The organism is Azoarcus olearius (assembly GCF_001682385.1).
Classification (GTDB): Bacteria; Pseudomonadota; Gammaproteobacteria; order Burkholderiales; family Rhodocyclaceae; genus Azoarcus; species Azoarcus olearius.
The window spans coordinates 1,945,382-1,967,180 of the sequence record NZ_CP016210.1; the positions used below are offsets into that span (position 1 = coordinate 1,945,382).

18 protein-coding genes are annotated in these 21,799 nt (G+C 67.3%); 12 read left to right on the forward strand and 6 right to left on the reverse strand.

What is annotated here, in order from left to right:
* Window positions 1-56: 56 nt before the first annotated feature.
* From dqs_RS09005 to dqs_RS09020, 4 genes are all read right to left on the reverse strand, one after another.
* Window positions 57-494: a host attachment protein gene (locus tag dqs_RS09005; RefSeq protein ID WP_011765417.1), complete on the reverse strand. Its 438-nt coding sequence runs from the start codon at window positions 492-494 to the stop codon at window positions 57-59.
* A 191-nt stretch (window positions 495-685) separates the two neighbouring features.
* Window positions 686-1,489, reverse strand: a complete 804-nt coding sequence (locus tag dqs_RS09010; protein ID WP_065340253.1) for a M90 family metallopeptidase — start codon at window positions 1,487-1,489, stop codon at window positions 686-688.
* Between the two features lie 2 nt (window positions 1,490-1,491).
* Window positions 1,492-2,397 (reverse strand): DMT family transporter, encoded by a 906-nt coding sequence (locus dqs_RS09015; RefSeq protein ID WP_011765419.1) that lies wholly within the window; start codon window positions 2,395-2,397, stop codon window positions 1,492-1,494.
* 85 nt (window positions 2,398-2,482) lie between these two features.
* Entirely contained in the window at window positions 2,483-5,512 is a 3,030-nt protein-coding gene (locus dqs_RS09020) for a transglycosylase domain-containing protein (protein WP_236778743.1), read from the reverse strand.
* A 169-nt stretch (window positions 5,513-5,681) separates the two neighbouring features.
* On the opposite strand from dqs_RS09020, the gene dqs_RS09025 reads away from it, so the two are divergent.
* Window positions 5,682-7,883 carry a RelA/SpoT family protein gene (locus dqs_RS09025; RefSeq protein WP_011765421.1) on the forward strand — a complete coding sequence of 734 codons (2,202 nt, stop codon included), beginning with the start codon at window positions 5,682-5,684 and terminating at the stop codon, window positions 7,881-7,883.
* A 36-nt stretch (window positions 7,884-7,919) separates the two neighbouring features.
* Here the strand turns inward: dqs_RS09025 and ppk1 are convergent, their stop codons facing one another.
* Entirely contained in the window at window positions 7,920-10,001 is a 2,082-nt protein-coding gene (gene ppk1, locus dqs_RS09030) for a polyphosphate kinase 1 (protein WP_065340255.1), read from the reverse strand.
* A gap of 140 nt (window positions 10,002-10,141) precedes the next feature.
* On the opposite strand from ppk1, the gene ppx reads away from it, so the two are divergent.
* The 8 genes from ppx (at window position 10,142) to dqs_RS09070 (ending at window position 18,630) form a co-directional block, all read left to right on the forward strand.
* Complete coding sequence (gene ppx / locus dqs_RS09035) at window positions 10,142-11,644, forward strand: exopolyphosphatase (RefSeq protein WP_041642474.1); 1,503 nt, start codon at window positions 10,142-10,144, stop codon at window positions 11,642-11,644.
* 105 nt (window positions 11,645-11,749) lie between these two features.
* Window positions 11,750-12,847, forward strand: a complete 1,098-nt coding sequence (locus dqs_RS09040; protein ID WP_065340256.1) for an MlaE family ABC transporter permease — start codon at window positions 11,750-11,752, stop codon at window positions 12,845-12,847.
* A gap of 14 nt (window positions 12,848-12,861) precedes the next feature.
* Entirely contained in the window at window positions 12,862-13,620 is a 759-nt protein-coding gene (locus dqs_RS09045; protein ID WP_236778744.1) for an ABC transporter ATP-binding protein, read from the forward strand.
* Window positions 13,610-14,548, forward strand: a complete 939-nt coding sequence (locus dqs_RS09050) for an MlaD family protein (protein ID WP_065340257.1) — start codon at window positions 13,610-13,612, stop codon at window positions 14,546-14,548. Before dqs_RS09045 ends, dqs_RS09050 begins: the two co-directional genes overlap by 11 nt.
* 10 nt (window positions 14,549-14,558) lie before the next feature.
* Window positions 14,559-15,191 (forward strand): ABC-type transport auxiliary lipoprotein family protein, encoded by a 633-nt coding sequence (locus dqs_RS09055; RefSeq protein ID WP_169823511.1) that lies wholly within the window; start codon window positions 14,559-14,561, stop codon window positions 15,189-15,191.
* A gap of 48 nt (window positions 15,192-15,239) precedes the next feature.
* Window positions 15,240-16,892, forward strand: a complete 1,653-nt coding sequence (locus dqs_RS09060) for an acyl-CoA synthetase (RefSeq protein ID WP_011765428.1) — start codon at window positions 15,240-15,242, stop codon at window positions 16,890-16,892.
* A gap of 113 nt (window positions 16,893-17,005) precedes the next feature.
* Complete coding sequence (locus dqs_RS09065) at window positions 17,006-17,806, forward strand: enoyl-CoA hydratase (protein WP_065340258.1); 801 nt, start codon at window positions 17,006-17,008, stop codon at window positions 17,804-17,806.
* 2 nt (window positions 17,807-17,808) lie between these two features.
* Window positions 17,809-18,630: a TatD family hydrolase gene (locus dqs_RS09070; RefSeq protein ID WP_084018768.1), complete on the forward strand. Its 822-nt coding sequence runs from the start codon at window positions 17,809-17,811 to the stop codon at window positions 18,628-18,630.
* Here dqs_RS09070 and dqs_RS09075 read toward each other — a convergent pair.
* A complete protein-coding gene (locus dqs_RS09075) occupies window positions 18,598-19,221 on the reverse strand; it encodes a TetR/AcrR family transcriptional regulator (protein ID WP_065340259.1) in 624 nt (207 codons plus the stop codon). The genes dqs_RS09070 and dqs_RS09075 overlap by 33 nt on opposite strands.
* A gap of 177 nt (window positions 19,222-19,398) precedes the next feature.
* Between dqs_RS09075 and dqs_RS09080 the strand changes: the two genes are divergently transcribed.
* From dqs_RS09080 to dqs_RS09090, 3 genes are read left to right on the forward strand one after another with little or no spacing between them, the layout of a single operon-like run.
* A complete protein-coding gene (locus dqs_RS09080) occupies window positions 19,399-20,148 on the forward strand; it encodes an electron transfer flavoprotein subunit beta/FixA family protein (protein ID WP_011765655.1) in 750 nt (249 codons plus the stop codon).
* On the forward strand, window positions 20,148-21,080 hold the full coding sequence (locus dqs_RS09085) for an electron transfer flavoprotein subunit alpha/FixB family protein (protein WP_065340260.1): 933 nt from the start codon (window positions 20,148-20,150) through the stop codon (window positions 21,078-21,080). The genes dqs_RS09080 and dqs_RS09085 overlap by 1 nt, the downstream gene beginning before the upstream one ends.
* 38 nt (window positions 21,081-21,118) lie before the next feature.
* Window positions 21,119-21,784 carry an energy-coupling factor ABC transporter permease gene (locus dqs_RS09090; protein ID WP_084018343.1) on the forward strand — a complete coding sequence of 222 codons (666 nt, stop codon included), beginning with the start codon at window positions 21,119-21,121 and terminating at the stop codon, window positions 21,782-21,784.
* Window positions 21,785-21,799: the final 15 nt, after the last annotated feature.

Below are 21,799 nucleotides of genomic sequence, written 5' to 3' on the forward strand. Positions count from 1 at the left end.
GGCCGCCCGGGACGGCCCTTTCGTCTCCCCGAGGGAGACGCTCCAAGAATCGGTGTCTAGAGGTAGATCCGGTCGGACAACCTCGCGGCCAGTTCGGGTTCGGGCGTCTTCGTGTAGTCCTTCTCGAAGCGGTCGGTCACGAGTTGTGAGGTCGGGCCGTCGAGCACGTTGTTCAACATGCCCATGAAGGCCGGCGGCGCCACGATGATGGCGCGCTTGAAGGCGTTGCTGGCGCGGCCGCGGTAAAGCTCCTGCGCGATCTCCTGGGCAAAGACCTGCGCCTCATGCTGCTTCGGCAAGGTCTGGGGTTGCATCGAGCCGATGCCGGCGACGCCGGCCATCGCGCCCGAGCGGTCGGTGACGAGTTCCGAGTTCTTCTGCCTGCTTTCCGGGTGGATCAACTCCTTGACCAGCTTGAGTCCCTTGTTGGGACCGAAGTTCGCGTACAGCTTCGCCAGGCTGGCGTTGGCCACCAGAATCCAGGTAATAGACATAACACACCCTCCGACGCAAGAAGAGGCTGCCACCCCAGTGGTGACAGTTCTTTCAGCTTAGACAAGGGCTTATCAAACGCCAACGACGACCGTTGCCGCTTTGCGGAAGGCGTTTGCGCAGGGTGCAAGGCGACGGCCTGCCGCTGCGGGTCATACGCCGAAGGTGCGTTGCCGCGCGTGGCGCGACGCCTTCAGGGGGGCGGGAAGGAGGTGGGGTCCGGGGTGAGCAGCAGGCTTGAGGCGCGGTGCGCCGGGTCCAGCCGGAAATAGCGGGCGAGCTGGTCGTACACCGCGGGGAATTCGTCGCGCAGGTCGAGCGGCATCTCGAAGAAGGCTTCCGCCGCCACGGCGAAGAATTCCGCCGGATGCTCGGCCGCGTAAGGGTCGAGCAGGCCGTCGATGCCATGGTCGACCTGGTCGCAGAAGCGCTCGTAGGCCTCGCCGAAGACCTGTGCCCAGGCACTGCGCGACATCGACGGCGGCAGCACCGGAAGTCCGTCCACGCCGCCGTTTTCCATGTCGAGCTTGTGCGCGAACTCGTGGATGACCACGTTGACGCCCTCCGGCGCGCCCTCGTCGAACCACGACAGCAGCACCGGACCGCCGGACCAGGCTTCTCCCAGCACTTCGTCGTCGTACTCGTGCACCACGCCGGCCTCATCCACCTCCTGGCGCGGAATGACGAAATCGCCGGGGTAAACCACCACGCCCACCCAGCCGCGATACGCCGAGAGGCCGATATTGAGCACCGGCAGGCAGGCTTGCAGCGAGATCGTCAGCAGCATGTGGTCCGTCAGTTGCAGGCCGTGGGCGCCGTGGAACTGCTTTTCGGCCAGAAACCGCCGCGCCAGTTCGCGTAGCCGCAGGCGGTCGGCGTCGTCCAGATAGGCGAGGAAGGGCAGGCCCGCTTCGGCCTGCTGCCAATCGGCTTCCGCGACCTCGGGCGGCGTCCTGCCGAAGCGCTCGGTCAGCCAGCGGCCCAGCTTCTCCAGCATGGTCAGCGCGCCGCCTTGCGCGTGGTCAGCACAATGCCGGCAAACACCAGGCCGATGCCGACAAAGTGATACCAGTAAGGCCGCTCGCCGAGGAAGAGCGCCGCGAGCAGGGTGCCGAACACCGGCATCAGGTGGATGAACAGCGAGGAGCGGCTGGGCCCGACCGCCGCGACCCCCGCGTTGTAGAAGATGTAGCCCAGGAAGCCGGGGAAGATGCCGGTATACAGGATGCCGCCGATGCCGGCGACCGACGGGTTGATATGGCGCCCGCCGGAAAGCTCCCACGCATACAGCGGCACCAGCATCGCCAGCCCGACCACGGTAAAGGCCGCCAGCATCAGCATCGGATCGACGCCTTGCGGCCGCCACTGCAGGCCCACCGTGTAGATGCCCCAGGTCAGCACGGCGCCGAGCATCCACAGGTCGCCGGTGTTGAGCGACAGGCCGAGCAGGGTGTCGAGGCTGCCGTGGCTGACGATGGTGACGACGCCGGCGAGCGAGACCAGCACGCCCGCCGCTTCCAGGCTGGACAGGCGCTTGCCGAGCAGGACGAAGGCAAGCGCGATGGTCGCGATCGGGATGAAGGAGTTGAGCAGGGTGGCGTTGGTGGCCGTGGTGTGCTGCAGCGCGAGGTAGGCGAAGGTGTTGTAGCAGCCCACGCCGAGCACGCCGAGCGCCAGCACCGGACGCCAGGCCTGGCGCAGCGCGGGCCACTGGCTGCGCAGGTGGGGCAGGGCAAAGGGCAGCACCAGCGCCAGCGCGATCGTCCACCGCCAGAACGCGAGCGCGATCGGCGGCACGTCGGCGCGGATGCCGCGGCCCATCACCATGTTGCCCGCCCAGAACAGGGCGGTGAGCGTCAGCAGGACGTAGGGATGGGCGGACAGCCGGGCGGAAAGGCGCGTCATCGGGGAGGAACGGTTGCCGAGGGAAGGACGATGATGGCATGCGATGCCGCCGTGGCGGCATCCGGCAATGCCCTGATACGGCCGCTCAGGGCGCCGCAGCGGGGATCGGGCAGCCGGTGGCGGCCGGCCCGGTGCCGCCCGACAGCAGTGGCTGCAGGGTGGGCGCCAGCGTGCGGGCGAGCTGCACCGCGAGCGAGCTGGTGAACTGGTAGCTCTCGGCGTAGGGCTCCGCCGCGTAGGCCGTGAGGGTGCCGAAGAAGCGGTCGCCGATCAGGAAGACCAGCGTGGCCGAGCGCGTGACCACGCGTGACGACACCAGAGCGCCGCCGCGGCCGAAGACCTCGTAGCGGTGGTCGCCGGTGCCGGTCTTGCCGCCGACCACCAGCGGCTTGCCGTCCGCGCCGACGAAGGCACCCTTCAAGCGGCGCGCGGTACCGTTCTCGGCGACGTCGATCATCGCGTTTCGCACCACGGCGGTCAGCTCCGGCGGCAGCACCTGCTCGTCGCCTGCGCCCGGCCCGCGCTCGACATGGGTTTCGTACGGCGTGCCGACCGCGAGGTCGAGCGACTCGATACGGACGATGGGTTTGCGGCGGCCTTCGTTGACCAGGATGCCGACCAGTTCGGCAAGTGCCGCGGGGCGGTCGGCCGAACTGCCGATCGAGGTGGCGTAGGACGGCGTCAGGGTTTCGAACGGGTAGCCCAGCCGGCGCCAGGATTGCGCGATCTCGATGAAGGCTTCGACTTCGAGCAGGCTGCGGATGCGCACGTCCTGAGCGTTCTTGTGGCGCGTGCGGAACAGCCAGTTGTAGACGTCGATGCGCTGGTCGCGGCTGGCCTCCAGCACTTGTCCCAGCGTGGCCCCCGGGTGGTCGTGCAGGAAGCCGACGAGCCACAGTTCGAGCGGATGCACGCCGGCAAGGTAGCCGCGGTCGGGCAGCGAGTAGCGTTCGATCGCGAAGCGCTCGTAGAGGTCGCGCAGGACGCTGTCGGACAGGTCTTCGCGGGCGGCGAGGTGGCGCTTCATCGCTTCGGCGAACTCGGCATAGTCCGCGTTCGGGCGCACCGAACGCAGCACCACGGCGAGCCGCTTGGGCGTCATGCGGGTGCCTTCGAGCAGTTGCTCCACGCTTTCATCGCCCTGCTTGCCCTGGTGCTTGCGGAAGAATCCACCCAGGAAGGTGCGGCCCTCGCGGTCGGCGAAGCGCGACAGGTATTCGCGCCGGCGCGGATCGGCGGGGTCGTCGAAGAGCCCGGAGGCCGCGGGGTTGTTGGCGACGTGGTAACGCACGATGTCGCGCATCATGCGGATGAACACCAGATTGACCGAGTTGCGGAAGGCCTCGCGCACGTCGAGGACCTTCTTGTCATCGTCGCGGCTGAAGTTCTCGAAAGTGTGGACGCCGCCGCCGGTGAAGAACTGTTCCTGCGGGCTCGCCGAATAGCGGCGGTCCATCGCGGCCTCCAGCATGGGGCGCAGCGAGCGGTCGCCGGCGGTGGCGAGGTAATCCGCCGCCCAGCGGGTGAGATTGTCGTTGGCCTTGCGGCCCACCTCGCGCACTGCCGCGGGTTCGAGCGCGGCGTAGCGCTCGTGCAGCGCCGCGACGATTTCCAGGTAGGTGACGAGGGTGCGCAGCTTGGCGGTGGAGCCGAGATCGAGCTTGGCGCCTTCGTTGATGTCGAAGGGCTGATCGTAGTTGTCGGTCTGGATGCGCAGGTAGTTGGCCTGCTCGCCGCGTTCGTACAGCGTGAAGCTGAACATCACCCGCGATGGATCCTGGCCTTCGGCGAACATGCGGTGGCCGAACAGGCCGGCTTCGCGCGCGCGCGCCGGATCGTAGATGTCGCGCAGCAGCGTGCTGACGGCGCGCTGGGTTTCGCCGTGCAAGGTGCCGGTGGCGGTGAGGTCGAGCCGGTCGAGGTCGTAGAAACGCGGCACGCCGAGCTGGCCGGCGAGATGGTTGCGCAGCGCGTTGACCGCCTTGCGGGTGACGAAGCTCGGCGGCGGGGCGGTGGCGGGCTCCTCGCGCAGTTTCAGCGGCATGGCCAGCGCGGCGTCGCGCAGCGCCGGCTGGATGATGCCCGCTTCGGCCAGCAGCCGCAGGTGGGCGTCGGTGAGCTGGGTCAGACCCTGCGCGGCGCCGGCCAGGTAATAGGTCGGGCGCCGCTGCGCAATCATCAGCGACAGCGCCTGCTTGAAGGCCAGTGCGCGGCGCAGCAGCAGTTCCCCGTCATCGCCCTCGGCCGGTTCGCCGCCCTTGCCGAGCAGCGCGTTCACCTCGCCGAAGTCGCGCCCGTACCAGGCCCACAGGCCGTCGCCGATGCCGTTGACCTCGCCGAAGCCCGGCTTGGCCGAGAGCGGCACGGTGTTGAGATAGTCGAGCGCGATCCTTTGCCGCGCCGGCAGGTTTTCCTCGCCATCCAGATAGGCGCGCACCGACGCGCTGCCCATCTGGCGCAGCTTGTCGGTGCGCGAGGTGGTGCGCCCCTCGGGCGAGTGGCGGTACTTCTCGATCTGCGTTGCGAGCGTGGAGCCGCCCGGGGTGTCGTGGTCTTCGCGAACGAGGCTGGCGACCTGGTCGAATGCGGCCTTGGCGAAGCGGTTCCAGTCCACCGCCGGGTTGCGGCGCGGCTCGCTGGGATCGAGGAGTTCTCGGTTTTCGATGAACAGCAGCGCCTGCACCAGCAGCGGCGGCACATCGTCGAAGCGTTCGTAGGTGCGCTCGGGGTAGCGCGCGGTGGCGAGCGCCTCGCCCGTGCAGTCGTTCAGGCGCAATCCGCCCTGGTTCTTCTCGTGGTAGATCGGAAACAGGCCCAGCTCGGTCAATTCCACCAGCCGGGGCGAGGGCCGGGCCTGGCTGGTGACGGTGTAGCCGCGCTCGACCAGGCGGTCGACGAAAGCCGGCATCTGGTTGTAGCCGAAACGGGTGTCGTACGGGCCGGAGGGCGGCGCCGGCAGCAGCTCGGCGCGGCCGGGTTCGACGGTGAAGCCGATCTCGGCGGCCAGCTCGGCCAGCCAGCGCGCCTGCAGCCGCGAGGTCCGCAGTTCGTCCGCGACCAGGACGCCGCCGACGATGACGAGCGCGACCAGCACACCGAGTACGACGAGGCGCACGAGGCGCGTGCGCTTGCGAGGGCGCGGGTCTGCCTGTTGGGCTTGCGGTGTTTCTTGCATTTCGGTGGGCCGTGTGCGAGGCGGGGATGCTGCTGGAATGCGGGCGGCGAGGTGACTTCGGCGCGTGATCTTAGCACCTCGCGTTGGGCGATATGGGATAATCCGCGCCATGGTTTCCGTCTCCCACGCGATCTCCCAGGACGCCGCCGTTCCGCCGGTCGAACTGCTTTCCGCCGGTCTGTGCGCCAACGAAAAAGCGCTGATCCAGAAGGCGCTCGACCTTGCCGCCGACATCTACGAGGGCCACGTCCTCGGCACCGGCGAATCGGTCTGGACCCATGCCATGGGCACCGCGCTGATCGCCGCGTCGCTCAGGCTGGACGCCGATACGCGGATCGCCGCACTGTTGTTTTCAGCCAACGAATATCTGGACGATGCACCGACGCTGATCGAAGAGCGCTTCGGCGGCAGCGTCGCGCGCCTGGTCGAAGGCTTGCGCAAGCTGAACGGCCTGCGCGTCGTCACCCGCATGACCGCCACCGCCTCCGCACCTGAAATCCGCGCGCAGACCGAAGTGCTGCGCAAGATGCTGCTGGCGATGGTGGAGGACATCCGGGTGGTGTTGATCCGTCTCGCCTCGCGCACCCAGACGCTGCGCTACTACGCCGATACCAAGTCCGAGAACCGGCAGGACATCGCGCGCGAAAGCCTGGATATCTACGCGCCGCTGGCGAATCGGCTGGGGGTGTGGCAGCTCAAGTGGGAGCTGGAAGACCTCTCCTTCCGCTTTCTGGAGCCGGACACCTACAAGCGCATCGCCAAGATGCTCGACGAGCGTCGGGTGGAGCGCGAGGAATTCATCCGCAACGCGATCGAACGGCTGCGCAGCGAAATCGCGGCGGTGGGCATCAAGGCCGAGATCCAGGGGCGGCCCAAGCACATCTACAGCATCTACAACAAGATGCGCGCCAAGCGCCTCGACTTCTCCCAGGTGTACGACATCCGCGCGCTGCGGGTGCTGGTGGACGAGGTGAAGGACTGCTACACGGTGCTCGGGCTTGTGCACCAGATCTGGCAGCCGATCAACAAGGAATTCGACGACTACATCACCAAGCCCAAGGGCAACAACTACCAGTCGCTGCACACCGCGGTCCTGGCGGGTGACGGCCGAGCGCTCGAGGTGCAGATCCGCACCCACGACATGCACCGCCACGCCGAGCTGGGGGTGGCGGCGCACTGGCGCTACAAGGAGGGCAGCGGCCACGGGGGCGACTACGACGACAAGATCGCGCTGCTGCGCAACCTGCTGTCGTGGCGCGACGAGGTGGCCGATTCGGCCCGCTGGGTGGAGCAGTTCAAGCGCGCGTCGCTGGACGACACGCTGTACGTGCTGACGCCCCAGGGGCGTGTGGTGGATCTGCCGCAGGGCGCGACGCCGGTGGATTTCGCCTACCGGGTGCATACCGATCTCGGCCACCGCTGCCGCGGCGCCAAGGTCGACGGTCATCTGGTGCCGCTCAACACCCCGCTGCAAAGCGGGCAGACGGTGGAGATCACCGCGGCGAAGGAGGGCGGCCCCTCGCGCGACTGGCTGGATTCGCGCCAGGGCTATGTCGCGACCTCGCGTGCGCGGACCAAGATCAAGCAGTACTTCAGCCAGCTCGAAGAGGAAGAACTGCTGGCGCGCGGGCGCACCTCGATCACGCGCGAGATGCAGCGCGACGGGCATGGCCAGGCGAATATCGAAGGCCTGGCCGAACGGCTCGGCTTCAAGTCGGCCGATGCGCTCTATCTGGCCGCGGGCCGCGGCGAAATCGGTCCGCGCGCAGTGCAGATGGCCTTGCGCGAGGCGGACGCGGTGGTCGATGCGCCGGCCGAACCCGAGATCGTCGTCGGCCGCAGCCGCTCCGGCGACAACTCCGACAAGATCCTGATCGTCGGCGTCGGCAAGCTGCTGACTTCGCTGTCGCGCTGCTGCAAGCCGGCGCCGCCCGATGCAATCGAAGGCTTCGTCACGCGCGGTCGCGGCATTTCCATTCACCGCGTGGATTGCCACGATTTCCAGCTGCTGGCCCGACGCCACCCGGAGCGGGTCATCTCGGCGGAGTGGGGCGATCAGGCCTACAACAACGCGCAGGCGGTCTACCCGGTCGATATCGCGGTCCAGGCCAACGATCGCCAGGGTTTGCTGCGCGATATCTCCGAGGTGCTGTCGCGCGAAAAGCTCAACGTTACCGCAGTCAACACGCTCACGAAGAAGGGCACCGCCTTCATGCGTTTCACGATGGAGGTGGGCGGGGTGACGCAGTTGCAGCGCGCGATCACGCTCATCCGCGAGGTGCCGGGCGTGATCGACGCCCAGCGAAAATGAAGCTGCGGGCGCCGCTGCTGCGGCGCCCGCGGTGTATCAGCCGGCGTTGCCGAGTTCGGCGAGCAGGATGAGCTGCGCGGCGCGGCGCGTGCCGCGCGGGGTTTTGCGCCGGTAGCTCCCGTCGGACAGCATGTCCCACGCTTGGCAGTTGTCGCCGAGATAGGGGCGCAGGCCTTCTTTCATCACCCGCCGCTTCAGACGCGGGTCGAGCACCGGGAAGGCGATCTCGATGCGGCGGAAGAAATTGCGGTCCATCCAGTCGGCGCTCGACAGGTAGATCACTTCCTCGCCGTCGGCATGGAAGTGGAAGATGCGGTGGTGTTCCAGGAAGCGGCCGATCACCGAGCGCACGCGGATGTTGTCCGACAGCCCCGGCACGCCCGGGCGCAGCGCGCACGGCCCGCGGATGATGAGATCGACTTCCACGCCGGCCTGGGACGCGGTGTACAGGGCTTCGATCGTTTCGGGTTCCAGCAATGCATTCATCTTCGCGATGATGCGGGCCTTGCCGCCGTTGCGCGCGATCTCGGCCTCGCGCTGGATGGCCTCCACCACCTTGGGCTGCAGGCTGAACGGTGCCTGCCACAGGTGGCGCAGCGCTGACGCGGTGCCGAGGCCGGTGAGCTGCTTGAACACTTCGGCAACGTCCTCGCCGATGGCTTCGTTGCAGGTGAGCAGGCCGAAGTCGGTGTAGAAGCGCGTCGTGCGCGGGTGGTAGTTGCCGGTGCCCAGATGGACGTAGCGGCGCAGGCCGCCATCCTCGCGCCGCACCAGCATCAGCAGCTTGGCGTGCGTCTTGTAGCCGAACACGCCATAGACCACGTGCACGCCGACCTCTTCCAGCCGGTTCGCCCACGAGATGTTCGCCTCCTCGTCGAAGCGCGCCATCAGCTCGAGCACCACCGTCACTTCCTTGCCCTTCTGCGCGGCACGCACCAGGTGTTCCATCAGCACGGAATCGGTTCCGGTGCGATAGACGGTCATCTTGATGGCCACCACCTCGGTGTCGTCGGCAGCGGCGCGCAGCAGGTCGATCACCGGGCCGAAACTCTGGAAGGGGTGGTGGAGCAGGATGTCCTGGCTGCGGATCGCCGCGAAGATTTCGCGCCGCTTGTCGAGTGCCTTCGGCAGACCGGGCTGGAACGGCGGGTATTTGAGGTCGGGGCGCTCGACCCAGTCCGGCACCTGCATCAGCCGCACCAGGTTGACGATGCCGGGCGTGCGATAGAGGTCGGCACGTTCGAGCCGGAAATGCTGCAGCAGGAAGTCCGCCATGTCCTCCGAGCAGTTGTCGGCCACCTCCAGCCGCACCGCATCGCCGTAATGGCGCTGCTGCAGTTCGCCCTTCAACGTCGCACGCAGGTCCTTCACCTCTTCCTCGTCGACGAACAGGTCGGAATTGCGCGTGACGCGGAACTGGTAGCAGCCGAGCACGTTCATGCCGCTGAAGAGTTCGCCCACGTGGGCGTGCAGGATGGAGGACAGGAACACGAAGCTGTACTCCGCGTCGCACACCTCGCGCGGCAGCCGGATCACCCGCGGCAGCGCGCGCGGCGCCTGCACGATGGCGGCGCCCGAGTCGCGCCCGAAGGCATCGCGGCCTTCCAGCTCCACGGCAAAGTTGAGGCTCTTGTTGAGCACGCGCGGAAACGGGTGCGCCGGATCGAGCCCGATCGGCGTCAGCACCGGCATCACTTCGTCGTGGAAGTAGCGCGCGATCCAGGCGCGCTGGGCTTCGGTCCACACGCTGCGGCGCAGGAACACCACGCCTTCGGCGTGAAGTGCCGGCAGGATTTCGTCGTTGAGCAGCGCGTACTGCTGGGCGATCAGCTTGTGCACCTCGGTGCTGATGCGCGCCAGCAGCTCGGTGGGCGACAGGCCGTCGTTGCCGGCCCCGTGGGTGGCGAGGCGGATCTGTTCCTTGACGCCGGACACGCGGATCTCGAAGAACTCGTCGAGGTTGCTGGAGACGATGCACAGGAAGCGCAGGCGTTCGAGCAGCGGTACGGTTTCGTCGGCCGCCTGGGCGAGTACCCGACGCTGGAATTCGAGCAGCGAAAGTTCGCGATTGATGAAATGGTCGGTGGGGAAGCGTCTGGTGTTGTTGGGCTTGTACATGTGCTGTCCGGCGCAGAGTGACCGGCGCTGATTATGTGACATTTCCATTGCGTTTACATGACGGCCGCCAGGGCGGGCGGGGCCGGGCGGCGATGCTAGAATCGGGGCCTTTCGCAGCGTCGCAAGGCCCTCCCGTTGTCATGATGAAAGAACTGATCGCCGCGATTGACCTCGGTTCCAACAGCTTCCGTTTGCAGGTCGGTCGGATCGTCAACGACCAGATCTACCCGCTGGACGGGCTGAAGGAGCCGGTGCGGCTGGCCGCGGGCCTGTCCCCCGAAAAATGGCTGGACCTCGCCGCCCAGCAGCGGGGCGTCGCCGCGCTGCAACGCTTCCACGAACGCCTTGGCGGCTTTCCGCTCGACTCCGTGCGGGCCGTGGCGACCAACACGCTGCGGGTGGCCAAGAACGCGCCGGAATTCCTGATCCGCGCCGAAGCCGCGCTCGGTTTTCCGATCGAGGTGATCGCGGGCCGCGAGGAAGCGCGCCTGATCTACGTCGGCGTCGCGCACACGTTGCCCAATCCGCACCGCCAGCAACTGGTGGTGGACATCGGCGGCGGCTCCACCGAGTTCATCATCGGCAAGAGCTTCCAGCCGCTGCTGCTCGAATCGCTCTACATGGGCTGCGTCGGCTACAGCCTGAACTACTTCCCGGACGGCCGCGTCGACAAGAAGGGCATGAAGGATGCCGAGCTGGCGGCGCGGCGCGAACTCCAGGCCATCGCCCATGCCTACCGCGAAGCCGGCTGGGAAGAGGCGGTGGGTTCCAGCGGCTCGGCGAAGGCGCTCGCGGAAATCCTGGAGCAGAACGGCCTCTCGGACGGCGGCATCACCCGCAACGGGCTGGAGAAGCTGAAGACGATCCTGCTGCGCGCCGGCAACATCAATGCGGTGGATCTTCCCGGCCTGAAGGGCGACCGCATCCCGGTGCTGCTCGGGGGGCTTGCAATCATGAGCGCGGTGTTCAAGGAGTTCGGCCTGGAGCGCATGGTGTTCTCGGAAGGCGCGCTGCGTCTTGGCGTGCTGTACGACCTGCTCGGACGCTACCACCATCACGACCTGCGCGATGCCACGGTGGCGGGATTCGTGCAGCGCTACGGCATCGACGTGCGCCAGGCCGAACAGGTGGCCGACACCGCGTGCGCCTTCCTGGCACAGCTGGAGCCGGCGGCCGCCGCGCCCGAACATCCCGACCGCCGCTTCCTGCGCTGGGCGGCGATGCTGCACGAGGTCGGCATCTCGATCGCGCATTCCAGCTATCACAAGCATTCCGCCTACATTCTCGCCAATGCCGACATGCCGGGTTTTTCGCGCATGGACCAGGGGCGGCTGTCGCGCATCGTGCTGGCCCACCGCGGCAAGCTGGAGCGCGTTGCGGCCATCGACCCGGGCAGCTCGGACTGGCTGCTGATCGCCTGTCTGCGGCTTGCCGCCGTGTTGCACCGCGCGCGTGATGCTCGCGGGGTGCCGCCGATCACGTTGGCGCGCGAGGGGCGCGGGTTTTCCGTCAATACGGCGCCGGGCTGGCTGCAGAAGCTGCCCTTGACCGCCGCGGCGCTCGATGAAGAGCAGCGCCAGTGGCTGTCGGTCGGGCGCGGTCTTTTCGTGCGCTCGCCCAGTGGGCGCAGCCAACCGGCCTGAGGCCATGAGCGCCGCCGCCCGGCCGCTCGACGGGGGCGCCCGCCCTTCCTCGGGAAGGCTGTCGATCGGCGACCCCGGGGTGAGCCGGTGAGCGCGGAGGCCGTCATGCCGCAGGTGCGCCACGCCGAAGGCGTGTGCGAACTGTCCGGCGACTGGACCCTGCGCGCCCTGTCGCCGCACATTGCCGGCGTGCGGGCGGCGCTTGCGGCGGTGCCGGCGGATGCCGCGTGGTCCTGCGCCGGCGTGCTGCGCCTGGACAGCTTTGGCGCTGCCCTGTTGTGGCAGGCATGGGGCCGCAACTGGCCGGCGACGATCGAGATCTCCGCCGCCCTGCGCGAGGTCGTTGCGCGTGTTGCCGCGGCCGCCGAGCATCCGCCTGCGCCGCCGCGGCCTTTCACCACCACCGAAGCGATCACCCTGCTCGGCGCGGGGCTGGTGGGTTTCCGTCGCCATCTGGCCGACCTGACGGTGCTGCTCGGCCAGCTCGTGCTCGATGTCGTCCATCTGCTGCGGCATCGGCGCGAATGGCCAGTGCTGGAGATTTCCGCCAATCTCTACAAGGTGGCGGTGCGCGCCATGCCGGTCACCGCGCTGGTCGGCTTCCTGATCGGCGTGGTGCTGTCCTATCTGTCGGCGCTGCAATTGCGCGCCTTTGGCGCCGACATCTTCATCGTCAACATCCTCGGCCTCGGCATCATCCGCGAACTCGGCCCGGTGCTGGTGTCCGTCCTCGTGGCGGGCCGGTCGGGCTCGGCGATGACCGCCCAGCTTGGTGTGATGCGGGTTACGGAAGAAATCGACGCGCTCGCCGCGATGGGCATCTCCGCCTCGCTGCGGCTGGTATTGCCCAAGGTGCTGGCGTTGACGCTGGCGATGCCGCTGCTGGTGCTGTGGACCTCCGCGGTGGCGCTGTTCGGCGGCATGGTGTCGGCCTGGATGGAACTCGGCATGAGCTTCGGCTTCTTCCTCGAGACTTTGCCGCGCGTGGTGCCGCTGGCGAACGTCTTCGTCGGCCTGACCAAGGGCCTCGTGTTCGGCTTGCTGATCTCGCTGGTGGCCTGCCACTTCGGGCTGCGGGTAAAGCCGAACACGGAAAGCCTGTCGGCCAATACCACGGCGTCCGTCGTCACGGCGATCACGGTGGTCATCCTGGTCGATGCGTTGTTCGCGATTGCCACCCGCCGTATCGGGGTGCCGGGTTGAACGCGGCGGCGCCGGTGGTCGCGCTGGATGGCGTGACCACGCGCTTCGGCGACAACCTCGTCCATGACGGGGTCGATCTCGCGATCGAAGCGGGACAGATCGTCGCGCTGGTGGGCGGCTCGGGCAGCGGCAAGACCACGCTGCTGCATCACCTGATCGGCCTGACACGGCCACAAGCGGGCGAGGTCCGTCTGTTCGGCGAGCCGGTCCTGTCCGGCAGCGTGCGCGAGCAGATCGAACGCCGGCGCCGTTTCGGCGTCCTTTTCCAGCATGGCGCCCTGTTTTCGGCGCTGAGCGTGGGCGAGAACATCGCCTTTCCGCTGAAGGAGCTGGGGATCGCGACATCGGACGAGATCCGCAGCCTGGTTGCGCTGAAGCTGGAGATGGTGGAAATGGAGCCGGCGCACGCGCGGCTGATGCCTGCCGAGTTGTCCGGTGGCATGATCAAGCGCGCGGCGCTGGCCCGCGCACTTGCCCTGGAACCCGAATTGCTGCTGCTCGATGAACCCACCGCGGGGCTCGATCCCGACCGCAGCGCCGCTTTCGTAGAACTGGTCCGCGCGCTGCATCGCCAGCTCGGGCTCACCGTGGTGCTGGTGACGCACGATCTCGATACCCTGGCGGCGCTCGCGACGCGGATCGCCGTGCTCGCCGACCGGCGCATTGTCAGCTACGCACCGCTCGAGGAGACCATCAAGGTGCCGCATCCCTTCGTCCAGCGATTCTTCCACGGCGGCCCGCGCCGTCCGGGCGGGAGCCGGCATGGAGAATAGGGCGCATGCACTCGCCGCCGGCCTGTTCGCGCTGCTGATGGGCGGCGCCCTGCTGCTGGCCTTGTGGTGGTTTTCCGACGGGCGCGAGCCGATGCGCGAGTACGTGCTGGTTTCCGAGGGTACGGTCAACGGGCTCAACGTGCATGGCCGCGTGCGCTACCGCGGCATGCTCGCCGGCAATGTCGCCCATATCGGGCTCGATCCGCAGAATCCGCGGCTGATCCTGGTGCGAATCCGGATTCGTGAGGGGCTGCCGGTGACGCGCGGCACGCGGGCGATGCTCGCGACCCAGGGCCTGACCGGGTTGGCCTTCGTCCAGCTCGACGAGCGCGGCACGGACCCGACGCCGCTGGTCGGCGAAGACGGCTCGCCGCCGCGCATTCGCCTGGAGCCGGGCGTGATGGAGCAGATCACCGATCGCGCGCTGGCCGCGGCGGAACGGTTCAAGACAGTGGCCGATCGTGTCGCGCTCGTGGTGGATGACGAGAACATCGCGCGCATCAAGCGTTCGCTGGCGAATCTGGAGGCGGCAAGCGCGGGGCTCGATCGCACGCTCGCGCATGCGCCGGCCACGCTGGAAGCCGTGAGAAACACGTTCAGCCCGCAGAACGTGGCGCGCCTGTCGGCGGCGCTGGCCAATCTGGAGCGCACCACGGCCGAAGCGGCGCCGACGGTGGCGGAGGCCCGCACGCTGTTGCGCCGCCTGGGCGACGTCAGCGAAAGGCTGGAGCAGACGGCCGCGACGGCCGGCGGTGACCTCACCGGCAGCACCTTGCCCGAGGTCAATCTGCTGCTGCGCGAACTTGCGCACACCTCGCGCCGGCTCAGCGGCTTGATCGACGAAGTCGAGCGGGCGCCCCAGGTGCTGCTGACCGGGCGCGGAGAACGTGAGCCTGGGCCGGGCGAGGAGGGCTTTGATGGGCGTTGAGGGCAGGGTGATGGACGGAGCGCGTCGACGCCGCCGCCTCATTCCAGGGGTGCTGCTGGCTGTGGCGCTGGTGACCGGCTGTGGCTCGATCGGCAAGCCGCCGCGCAGTGTCGCCAGCTTCGAGCTGGGGGCGATCGAGGCGCGCGCCCTGCCACCGGGCGCCGTGCCCGCGGTGGTGGAGGTGCGCGCCCCTTCGTGGCTGGAAAGCGCGCAGATGCAGTACCGCCTGGCCTGGGTGGAACCGCAGCAACGGCGCAGCTTTGCCGACAGCCGCTGGATCGCGCCGCCGCGCGAGATGCTTGCACAGGCCCTGGAGCGCGGCCTGAAGGGCGCCGGCACGGCTGGCGGCAGTTGCCGCCTGAGGGTGGAACTGGACGAATTCGTGCAGGACTTCGACTCCGCGTCCGCCAGCACGGTGACGCTGGGCGTGCGGGCAAGCCGGCTGCCGGCGCGCGGGGGCGCGGTCCTGGCGAGCCGCGCGTTCCAGATTTCCGTTCCGGCGCCGAGCGCGGACGCGGCGGGGGGCGCACGTGCGCACCGGGCCGCAACCCAGCAACTCGTCGATGACATTGGCCGCTGGCTCGGGGCGCTTGACCATGACGAGCGGCAAGGTTTGAATACCGGAGGGCGCTGCGGGCAGTGAGACGCGGCGACCCCAAGATCTTATAAAACGCATAACAGCGGAGTCGATATGACCGAGAGGAAGCAGACGCCCTACGACGTGGGGCTGGAGAAAAACGCCGCCAACTATGTACCGCTGACCCCGCTCACGTTCATCGAGCGCAGCGCCTACATCTACCCCGACCGCGTCGCCGTGATCCACGGCAAGCGTCGCTACACCTGGCTGGAAAGCTACACGCGGTCGCGCCGTCTCGCGTCGGCGCTGAAGCAACTGGGCGTGGGCAAGAACGACACGGTCGCGGTGATCCTGAACAACACGCCGGAAATGTTCGAGTGCCATTTCGGCGTGCCTGCGTGCGGCGCCGTGCTGAACACCGTCAACACCCGGCTCGACGCGGAAGGCGTGGCCTTCATCCTCAACCACGGCGAAGCCAAGGTGCTGATCACCGACCGCGAGTATTCGCGCATGGTCGGCAAGGCGATCGAGCTGGCGAATCGCCCGGACATGATCGTGATCGACGTGGATGATCCCGAATACACCGGTCCGGGCGAACGCGTCGGCAAGCTCGACTACGAGGCCCTGCTGGAAACCGGCAATCCCGAATTCGAGTACGAGCAGCCGGGAGACGAGTGGGACGCGATTTCGCTCAACTACACCTCCGGCACCACCGGCAACCCCAAGGGCGTGGTCTATCACCATCGCGGCGCCTACCTCAACGCGATGTCCAACATCGTGTCGTGGGGCATGCCGCCGCACTCGGTGTATCTGTGGACGCTGCCGATGTTCCATTGCAACGGCTGGTGCTTCGCCTGGACCATGGCGGCCAATGCCGGCGTCAACGTCTGCCTGCGCCGTGTCGACCCGCGGCTGATCTTCGACGCGATGCGTGAGCACGGCGTCACCCACTACTGCGGCGCGCCCATCGTGCATTCCATGCTCGCCAATGCGCCCGAAGAGTGGCGCAAGGGCATCAATCACAAGGTCTCGGGCCTGGTCGCGGCGGCGCCGCCGCCGGCCGCGGTGATCGAGGGCATGGCCAAGATCGGCATCGACATCACCCACGTCTATGGGCTGACCGAAACCTACGGTCCGGCCTCGGTGTGCGCCAAGCACGACGAATGGCGCGATCTGCCGCTGGCCGAGCAGGTTGCCAAGAACGGTCGCCAGGGTGTGCGCTATCACGCCCAGGAAGGCATCACGGTGCTGGATCCGACCACGATGGAACCCGTGCCCTGGGACAACGAGACCATGGGCGAGATCATGTTCCGCGGCAACCTGGTCATGAAGGGCTACCTGAAGAACGAGAAGGCCACCGAGGAGTCCTTCCGTGGCGGCTGGTATCACACCGGCGACCTGGCGGTGATGCAGCCGGACGGCTACGTCAAGATCAAGGACCGTTCGAAGGACGTCATCATCTCCGGCGGCGAGAACATCTCGTCGATCGAGGTCGAAGACGCGCTGTACAAGCACCCTGCGGTGATGGCCGCCGCGGTGGTGGCCGCGCCCGACGAGAAGTGGGGCGAGGTGCCGTGCGCCTTCGTCGAACTGAAGGATGGCGCGACCGTGACCGCCGAGGAGATCATTGCCCACTGCCGCGAGCACCTGGCGGGCTTCAAGACGCCGAAAAAGGTGATCTTCGGCGCGCTGCCCAAGACCTCGACCGGCAAGATCCAGAAATTCGTGCTGCGCGAGCAGGCGAAGTCCTCGTCCGCCATCGAGTAATGGCGTGCATGGAACCCGCTCGGGCGGGTTCCTGTTTCCGGCCGGCGCCCCCAGGAGGCGCGCCGGCCCGCAGCACCAGGGCCCGCGCGAGGCCCTCAATCCCAGGAGGAGACATGAGCGCATTGCCCCATACGGCCGATGCTCCGCTGGTCGTGCGCAGCGACCGCGAAGGCGTCACCACCCTTACCCTCAACCGCCCGGCCCAGTTCAACGCCTTGTCCGAGGCGATGCTGAACGCGCTGATCACCGAGATCGATGCGATTGCGCTCGATCCTGCCGTGCGCGTCGTCGTGCTCGCGGGCGAAGGCAAAGCCTTCTGCGCCGGTCACGACCTGAAAGAGATGCGGGCCAACCACAACCTCGCTTTCCAGCAGGCCCTGTTCCGGTTGTGCAGCAAGTTCATGCTGAAGCTCACCGAGCTGCCGCAGCCGGTGATCGCCCGCATCCACGGCATCGCCACCGCGGCCGGGTGCCAGCTTGTTTCCATGTGCGACCTCGCGGTGGCGGCCGATGTCGCGCGCTTCGCCGTTTCCGGCATCAATGTGGGCTTGTTCTGTGCCACACCCAGCGTCGGTCTGTCGCGCAATCTCGGTCGCAAGGAAGCGTTCGAGATGCTGGTGACGGGCGATTTCATCGACGCCGCCGAGGCGCAGCGCCGCGGGCTGGTGAATCGCGTCGTGCCGCTCGAACAGCTCGATGAAGAGATCGCGCGTCTGGCGGCGGCCATCTGCGCCAAATCGCCGCTCGCGATCCGGATGGGCAAGCAGATGTTCTACAAGCAGCTGGAGATGGGCATGGAAGCGGCCTACCAGCTGGCCGGCGAAACGATGGCGTGCAACATGATGGCGGACGACGCCGCCGAAGGCATCGATGCTTTCATCGCCAAGCGCAAGCCGGAGTGGTCGGGACGCTGAGCGTGGCCTCACCCGCGGGTGTCGATCCAGCCGAGCCGGAATTCGGGCTGGTCGACACCCACATCCATCTCGACGCTGCTGAGTTCGACGCAGACCGTGCGGAAGTGGCGCAGGCGGCACGCAATGCCGGGGTGAGTTGCTTCGTTGTGCCTGCGGTCGATGTGTCCAGCTTCGGCCGTATTCGGCAGCTCGCCGCGCAGCGCACCGACGTGGTCTTTGCGCTCGGCATCCATCCGCTCTATGTGGACAAGGCCGAGGACGACGACCTGGTGCGGCTGGCAGCCGCGCTGGAGGAGGGCGGCGCGGTTGCGATCGGCGAAATCGGCCTCGATTTCTTCGTGCCGGGCCTGGATCCAATGCTTCAGGAGCGCTTTTTCACCGCGCAGCTGGCGCTGGCCCACGACCTCGATCTTCCGGTGATTCTCCACGTGCGGCGGGCCGTCGACGCGATTCTCAAGCAGTTGCGCCGCTTCCGCGTCCGCGGTGGGATCGCACACGCATTCAACGGCAGCCGCCAGCAGGCGGAAGCGTTCATCGCGCTCGGCTTCAAGCTGGGTTTCGGCGGTGCGATGAGCTTCGAGGGGTCGCGACGCATTCGCGAACTTGCGCGGGAACTGCCGCTGGACTGCCTGGTGCTGGAAACCGACGCTCCCGATATTCCGCCCGCGTGGGCGCGGGGCCAGCGCAACGCGCCGGAAAACCTGGCCCGCTACGCTGCCTTGCTTGCCGAGCTGCGCGATGTGCCGGTGGCCGAGGTGATGCGCGCGACCACGCGCAATGCGTGCAATGCGCTACCGGGACTCGCTGCGCGTCTCGGCCGCTGATGCCGGGGCCGGTTGTGCCGATCCGGCGATGAGATCCGCGATGTCGCGCTTCAGGCGCGCAATGTCGCTGTCGAAATTCTCGTAGATCATCAGCGAAATGCCGAATACGTAGGCGTAGAGCAGCATGCAGCGGCTCGAAGCCTCTTCCGTCGGCACGCCGCAGGCCAGGAACAGATCCCGCGCACAGCGCAGGCGGATGTCATCGACTTCGGCGACGATGGCGGCGGCGTCCGTATCGCGGCGGGCCCAGTCGCGCACCGCAAGCTCGATCAGCATCCCGCGGCGGCTGCGGTTGGCGCTATAGACGTCGATGACGTGGTAAATCTGTTCCAGTTCGTGTCCGGGCCGTGCGTGGGTCTGCTTGATGATGTCGCGGATCCGGCCGTCCTTCCACTGCTGCAGCACGGCGAGCAGGAGGTCCCTGCGATCCTGAAAGTGCCAGTAGAAGCTGCCCTTCGTGACTTTCAGGCGCTTGGCGAGGACTTCGACGCGCAGACCCGCGACGCCTTCTTCGGCAAGCACCTCGGTTGCGGCCTGAATCCAGGCATCGCGGTCCAGCTGGATTCTCGGTTTATTCGGCACATTTTCCATACGCCGTAGTATTGACGATTGTTCGTCCGTACGCTACCGTATCCAGACCATACTGAGCCGTATGGGAAGCGCCCTGGAGTGCTTTCCGGCGCTTCAGTGTCAATCGAAAGAGGCAGTGAGATAATGCCTTGTTGGCCCTGATGGCCGACGTCATCGAATATCCAAAGGAGCGCGGCATTGAAGATTCTTGTCCCCGTCAAGCGCGTGGTTGATTACAACGTGAAAGTCCGCGTGAAGGCGGACGGCAGCGGTGTCGATCTGGCCAATGTGAAGATGAGCATGAACCCGTTCGACGAGATCGCGGTTGAAGAAGCGGTGCGTCTGAAGGAAGCGGGCGTGGCGACCGAGGTGGTCGCGGTGAGCTGCGGCGTGGCGGCCTGCCAGGAAACGCTGCGTGCGGCGATGGCGATCGGCGCGGACCGCGGCATTCTGGTGGAAACCGATGTGGAGCTGCAGCCGCTCGCTGTGGCGAAGCTGCTGAAGGCGCTCGCCGACAAGGAAGAGCCGACGCTGGTGATCCTCGGCAAGCAGGCGATCGACGACGATTCCAACCAGACCGGCCAGATGCTGGCGGCGCTCAAGGGCTGGCCGCAGGCGACCTTCGCCTCCAAGCTCACGCTGGCGGATGGCAAAGCGACGGTGACGCGCGAAATCGACGGCGGTTTGGAGACCGTGGCGATCAGCCTGCCGGCGGTGGTGACCACCGACCTGCGCCTGAACGAGCCGCGCTACGCGACGCTGCCCAACATCATGAAGGCGAAGAAGAAGCCGCTCGACACGGTGAAGCCGGCCGATCTGGGCGTCGATGTCGCGCCGCGTCTCGCCACGCTGAAAGTGACCGAGCCGCCCAAGCGCAGCGCCGGGGTGCGGGTCGCCGATGTGGCCCAGCTGGTCGACAAACTGAAGAACGAAGCGAAGGTGCTCTGATGGCCATTCTTGTCCTTGCCGAACACGACAACCACACCCTCAAGGCCGCCACGCTCAACACGGTGACGGCCGCCGCCAAGATCGGCGGTGACATCCATGTTCTCGTCGCGGGCAGCAACTGCGCCGGCGCGGCCGAAGCCGCTGCCAAGGTGGCGGGCGTCGCCAAGGTGCTGGTGGCCGACGCCCCGCATCTGGACGCCCAGCTCGCCGAGAACGTGAGCGTGCTGCTGCAGACGCTCGCGCCGGCCTACAGCCACGTGCTCGCGCCGTCGACTTCCGCCGGCAAGAACACGCTGCCGCGCGTGGCCGCGCTGCTCGACGTCGCGCAGATCAGCGACATCGTCGGTGTGGAAGCGGCCGACACCTTCGTGCGCCCGATCTACGCCGGCAACGCGCTGGCCACCGTCAAGAGCGCCGACGCGGTCAAGGTCATCACCGTGCGCACCACCGCGTTCGAAGCAGCAGGCGAGGGCGGTAGTGCCGCGATCGAAGCAGTCGCCACCGGCGCGGATGCCGGCCAGTCCAACCTCGTCGGGCGCGAGATCACCAAGAGCGCGCGTCCCGAACTCGGCGCCGCCAAGATCATCGTCTCCGGCGGTCGCGGCCTGGGCAGCGGCGAGAACTACACCACGCTGCTCGAACCGCTCGCCGACAAGCTGGGCGCCGCGCTCGGCGCGAGCCGCGCGGCGGTCGATGCGGGCTACGTGCCCAACGACTACCAGGTCGGCCAGACCGGCAAGATCGTCGCGCCGCAGCTCTACATCGCGGTCGGCATCTCGGGTGCCATCCAGCACCTGGCCGGCATGAAGGACTCCAAGGTGATCGTGGCGATCAACAAGGACCCCGAAGCGCCGATCTTCCAGGTGGCCGACTACGGTCTGGTGGGTGACCTGTTCGAGGTGGTGCCGGCGCTGACCGCGGCGGTCGGTTAAAGACCGCTCGCGGGGTTCCGGAGCCGCGGATCACGCATGTGAACCTGTCTGCGTCGCTGTTCGATACGGGTTGGCATTGGGCAATGTTCTTCATTGCTCTGGTGGTCTGCGGCTGGATTTTCCGTACCGCCCCGTGGGGGCGGCTACGCGATTCGAGTCAGCTCAATCTGTTGCTCGGTTTTGCAGTGGGATTGACGCTGGTATGGAGCCTCAAGGCCGGCGTCAAGCCGGGCCTCAATCTCCACATGCTGGGGGCGATGGCCGCGGCGCTCACGTTCGGGCCGCAACTCGGGATCGTGGCCCTCGCTCTGGCGCTGACGGGCATCACCCTGAATGGAAGCGTCGAATGGCAAGCCTGGCCGATCAATTTCGTGCTGATGGCGGTTGTTCCGGTGCTCGTTGCGGCGCGGTTGCACAAATGGGTCGAGCGGTGGCTGCCCGCCCATTTTTTTGTCTTCATCTTCGTGTCCGGTTTCGTGGGCGCGGCGCTCGCAGTTCTTGTCCAGGGCTGCGTGGCGTCCGTCGCGCTGGTGCTTGGCGGCGCATACACCGCCGACTTTCTGCTGAGCGAGTATTTGCCGTTCTTCCTGCTGCTCGGGTTTTCCGAAGCCTGGATCAGCGGCGCCGTCGTGACCTTGCTGGTTGTCTATCGACCGGGATGGGTGGCGACTTTCGACGATCGACGTTATCTGAACGGCAAGTGAAAGGAGCGCTTGCCG

Bases quoted from the DNA above. Each gene is read 5' to 3' on its own strand.
- dqs_RS09005 (WP_011765417.1), bottom strand. From the start codon at position 494: ATGTCTATTACCTGGATTCTGGTGGCCAACGCCAGCCTGGCGAAGCTG.
- dqs_RS09010 (WP_065340253.1), bottom strand. From the start codon at position 1,489: ATGCTGGAGAAGCTGGGCCGCTGGCTGACCGAGCGCTTCGGCAGGACG.
- dqs_RS09015 (WP_011765419.1), bottom strand. From the start codon at position 2,397: ATGACGCGCCTTTCCGCCCGGCTGTCCGCCCATCCCTACGTCCTGCTG.
- dqs_RS09025 (WP_011765421.1), top strand. From the start codon at position 5,682: ATGGTTTCCGTCTCCCACGCGATCTCCCAGGACGCCGCCGTTCCGCCG.
- ppk1 (WP_065340255.1), bottom strand. From the start codon at position 10,001: ATGTACAAGCCCAACAACACCAGACGCTTCCCCACCGACCATTTCATC.
- ppx (WP_041642474.1), top strand. From the start codon at position 10,142: ATGATGAAAGAACTGATCGCCGCGATTGACCTCGGTTCCAACAGCTTC.
- dqs_RS09040 (WP_065340256.1), top strand. From the start codon at position 11,750: ATGCCGCAGGTGCGCCACGCCGAAGGCGTGTGCGAACTGTCCGGCGAC.
- dqs_RS09050 (WP_065340257.1), top strand. From the start codon at position 13,610: ATGGAGAATAGGGCGCATGCACTCGCCGCCGGCCTGTTCGCGCTGCTG.
- dqs_RS09055 (WP_169823511.1), top strand. From the start codon at position 14,559: ATGGACGGAGCGCGTCGACGCCGCCGCCTCATTCCAGGGGTGCTGCTG.
- dqs_RS09060 (WP_011765428.1), top strand. From the start codon at position 15,240: ATGACCGAGAGGAAGCAGACGCCCTACGACGTGGGGCTGGAGAAAAAC.
- dqs_RS09065 (WP_065340258.1), top strand. From the start codon at position 17,006: ATGAGCGCATTGCCCCATACGGCCGATGCTCCGCTGGTCGTGCGCAGC.
- dqs_RS09075 (WP_065340259.1), bottom strand. From the start codon at position 19,221: ATGGAAAATGTGCCGAATAAACCGAGAATCCAGCTGGACCGCGATGCC.
- dqs_RS09085 (WP_065340260.1), top strand. From the start codon at position 20,148: ATGGCCATTCTTGTCCTTGCCGAACACGACAACCACACCCTCAAGGCC.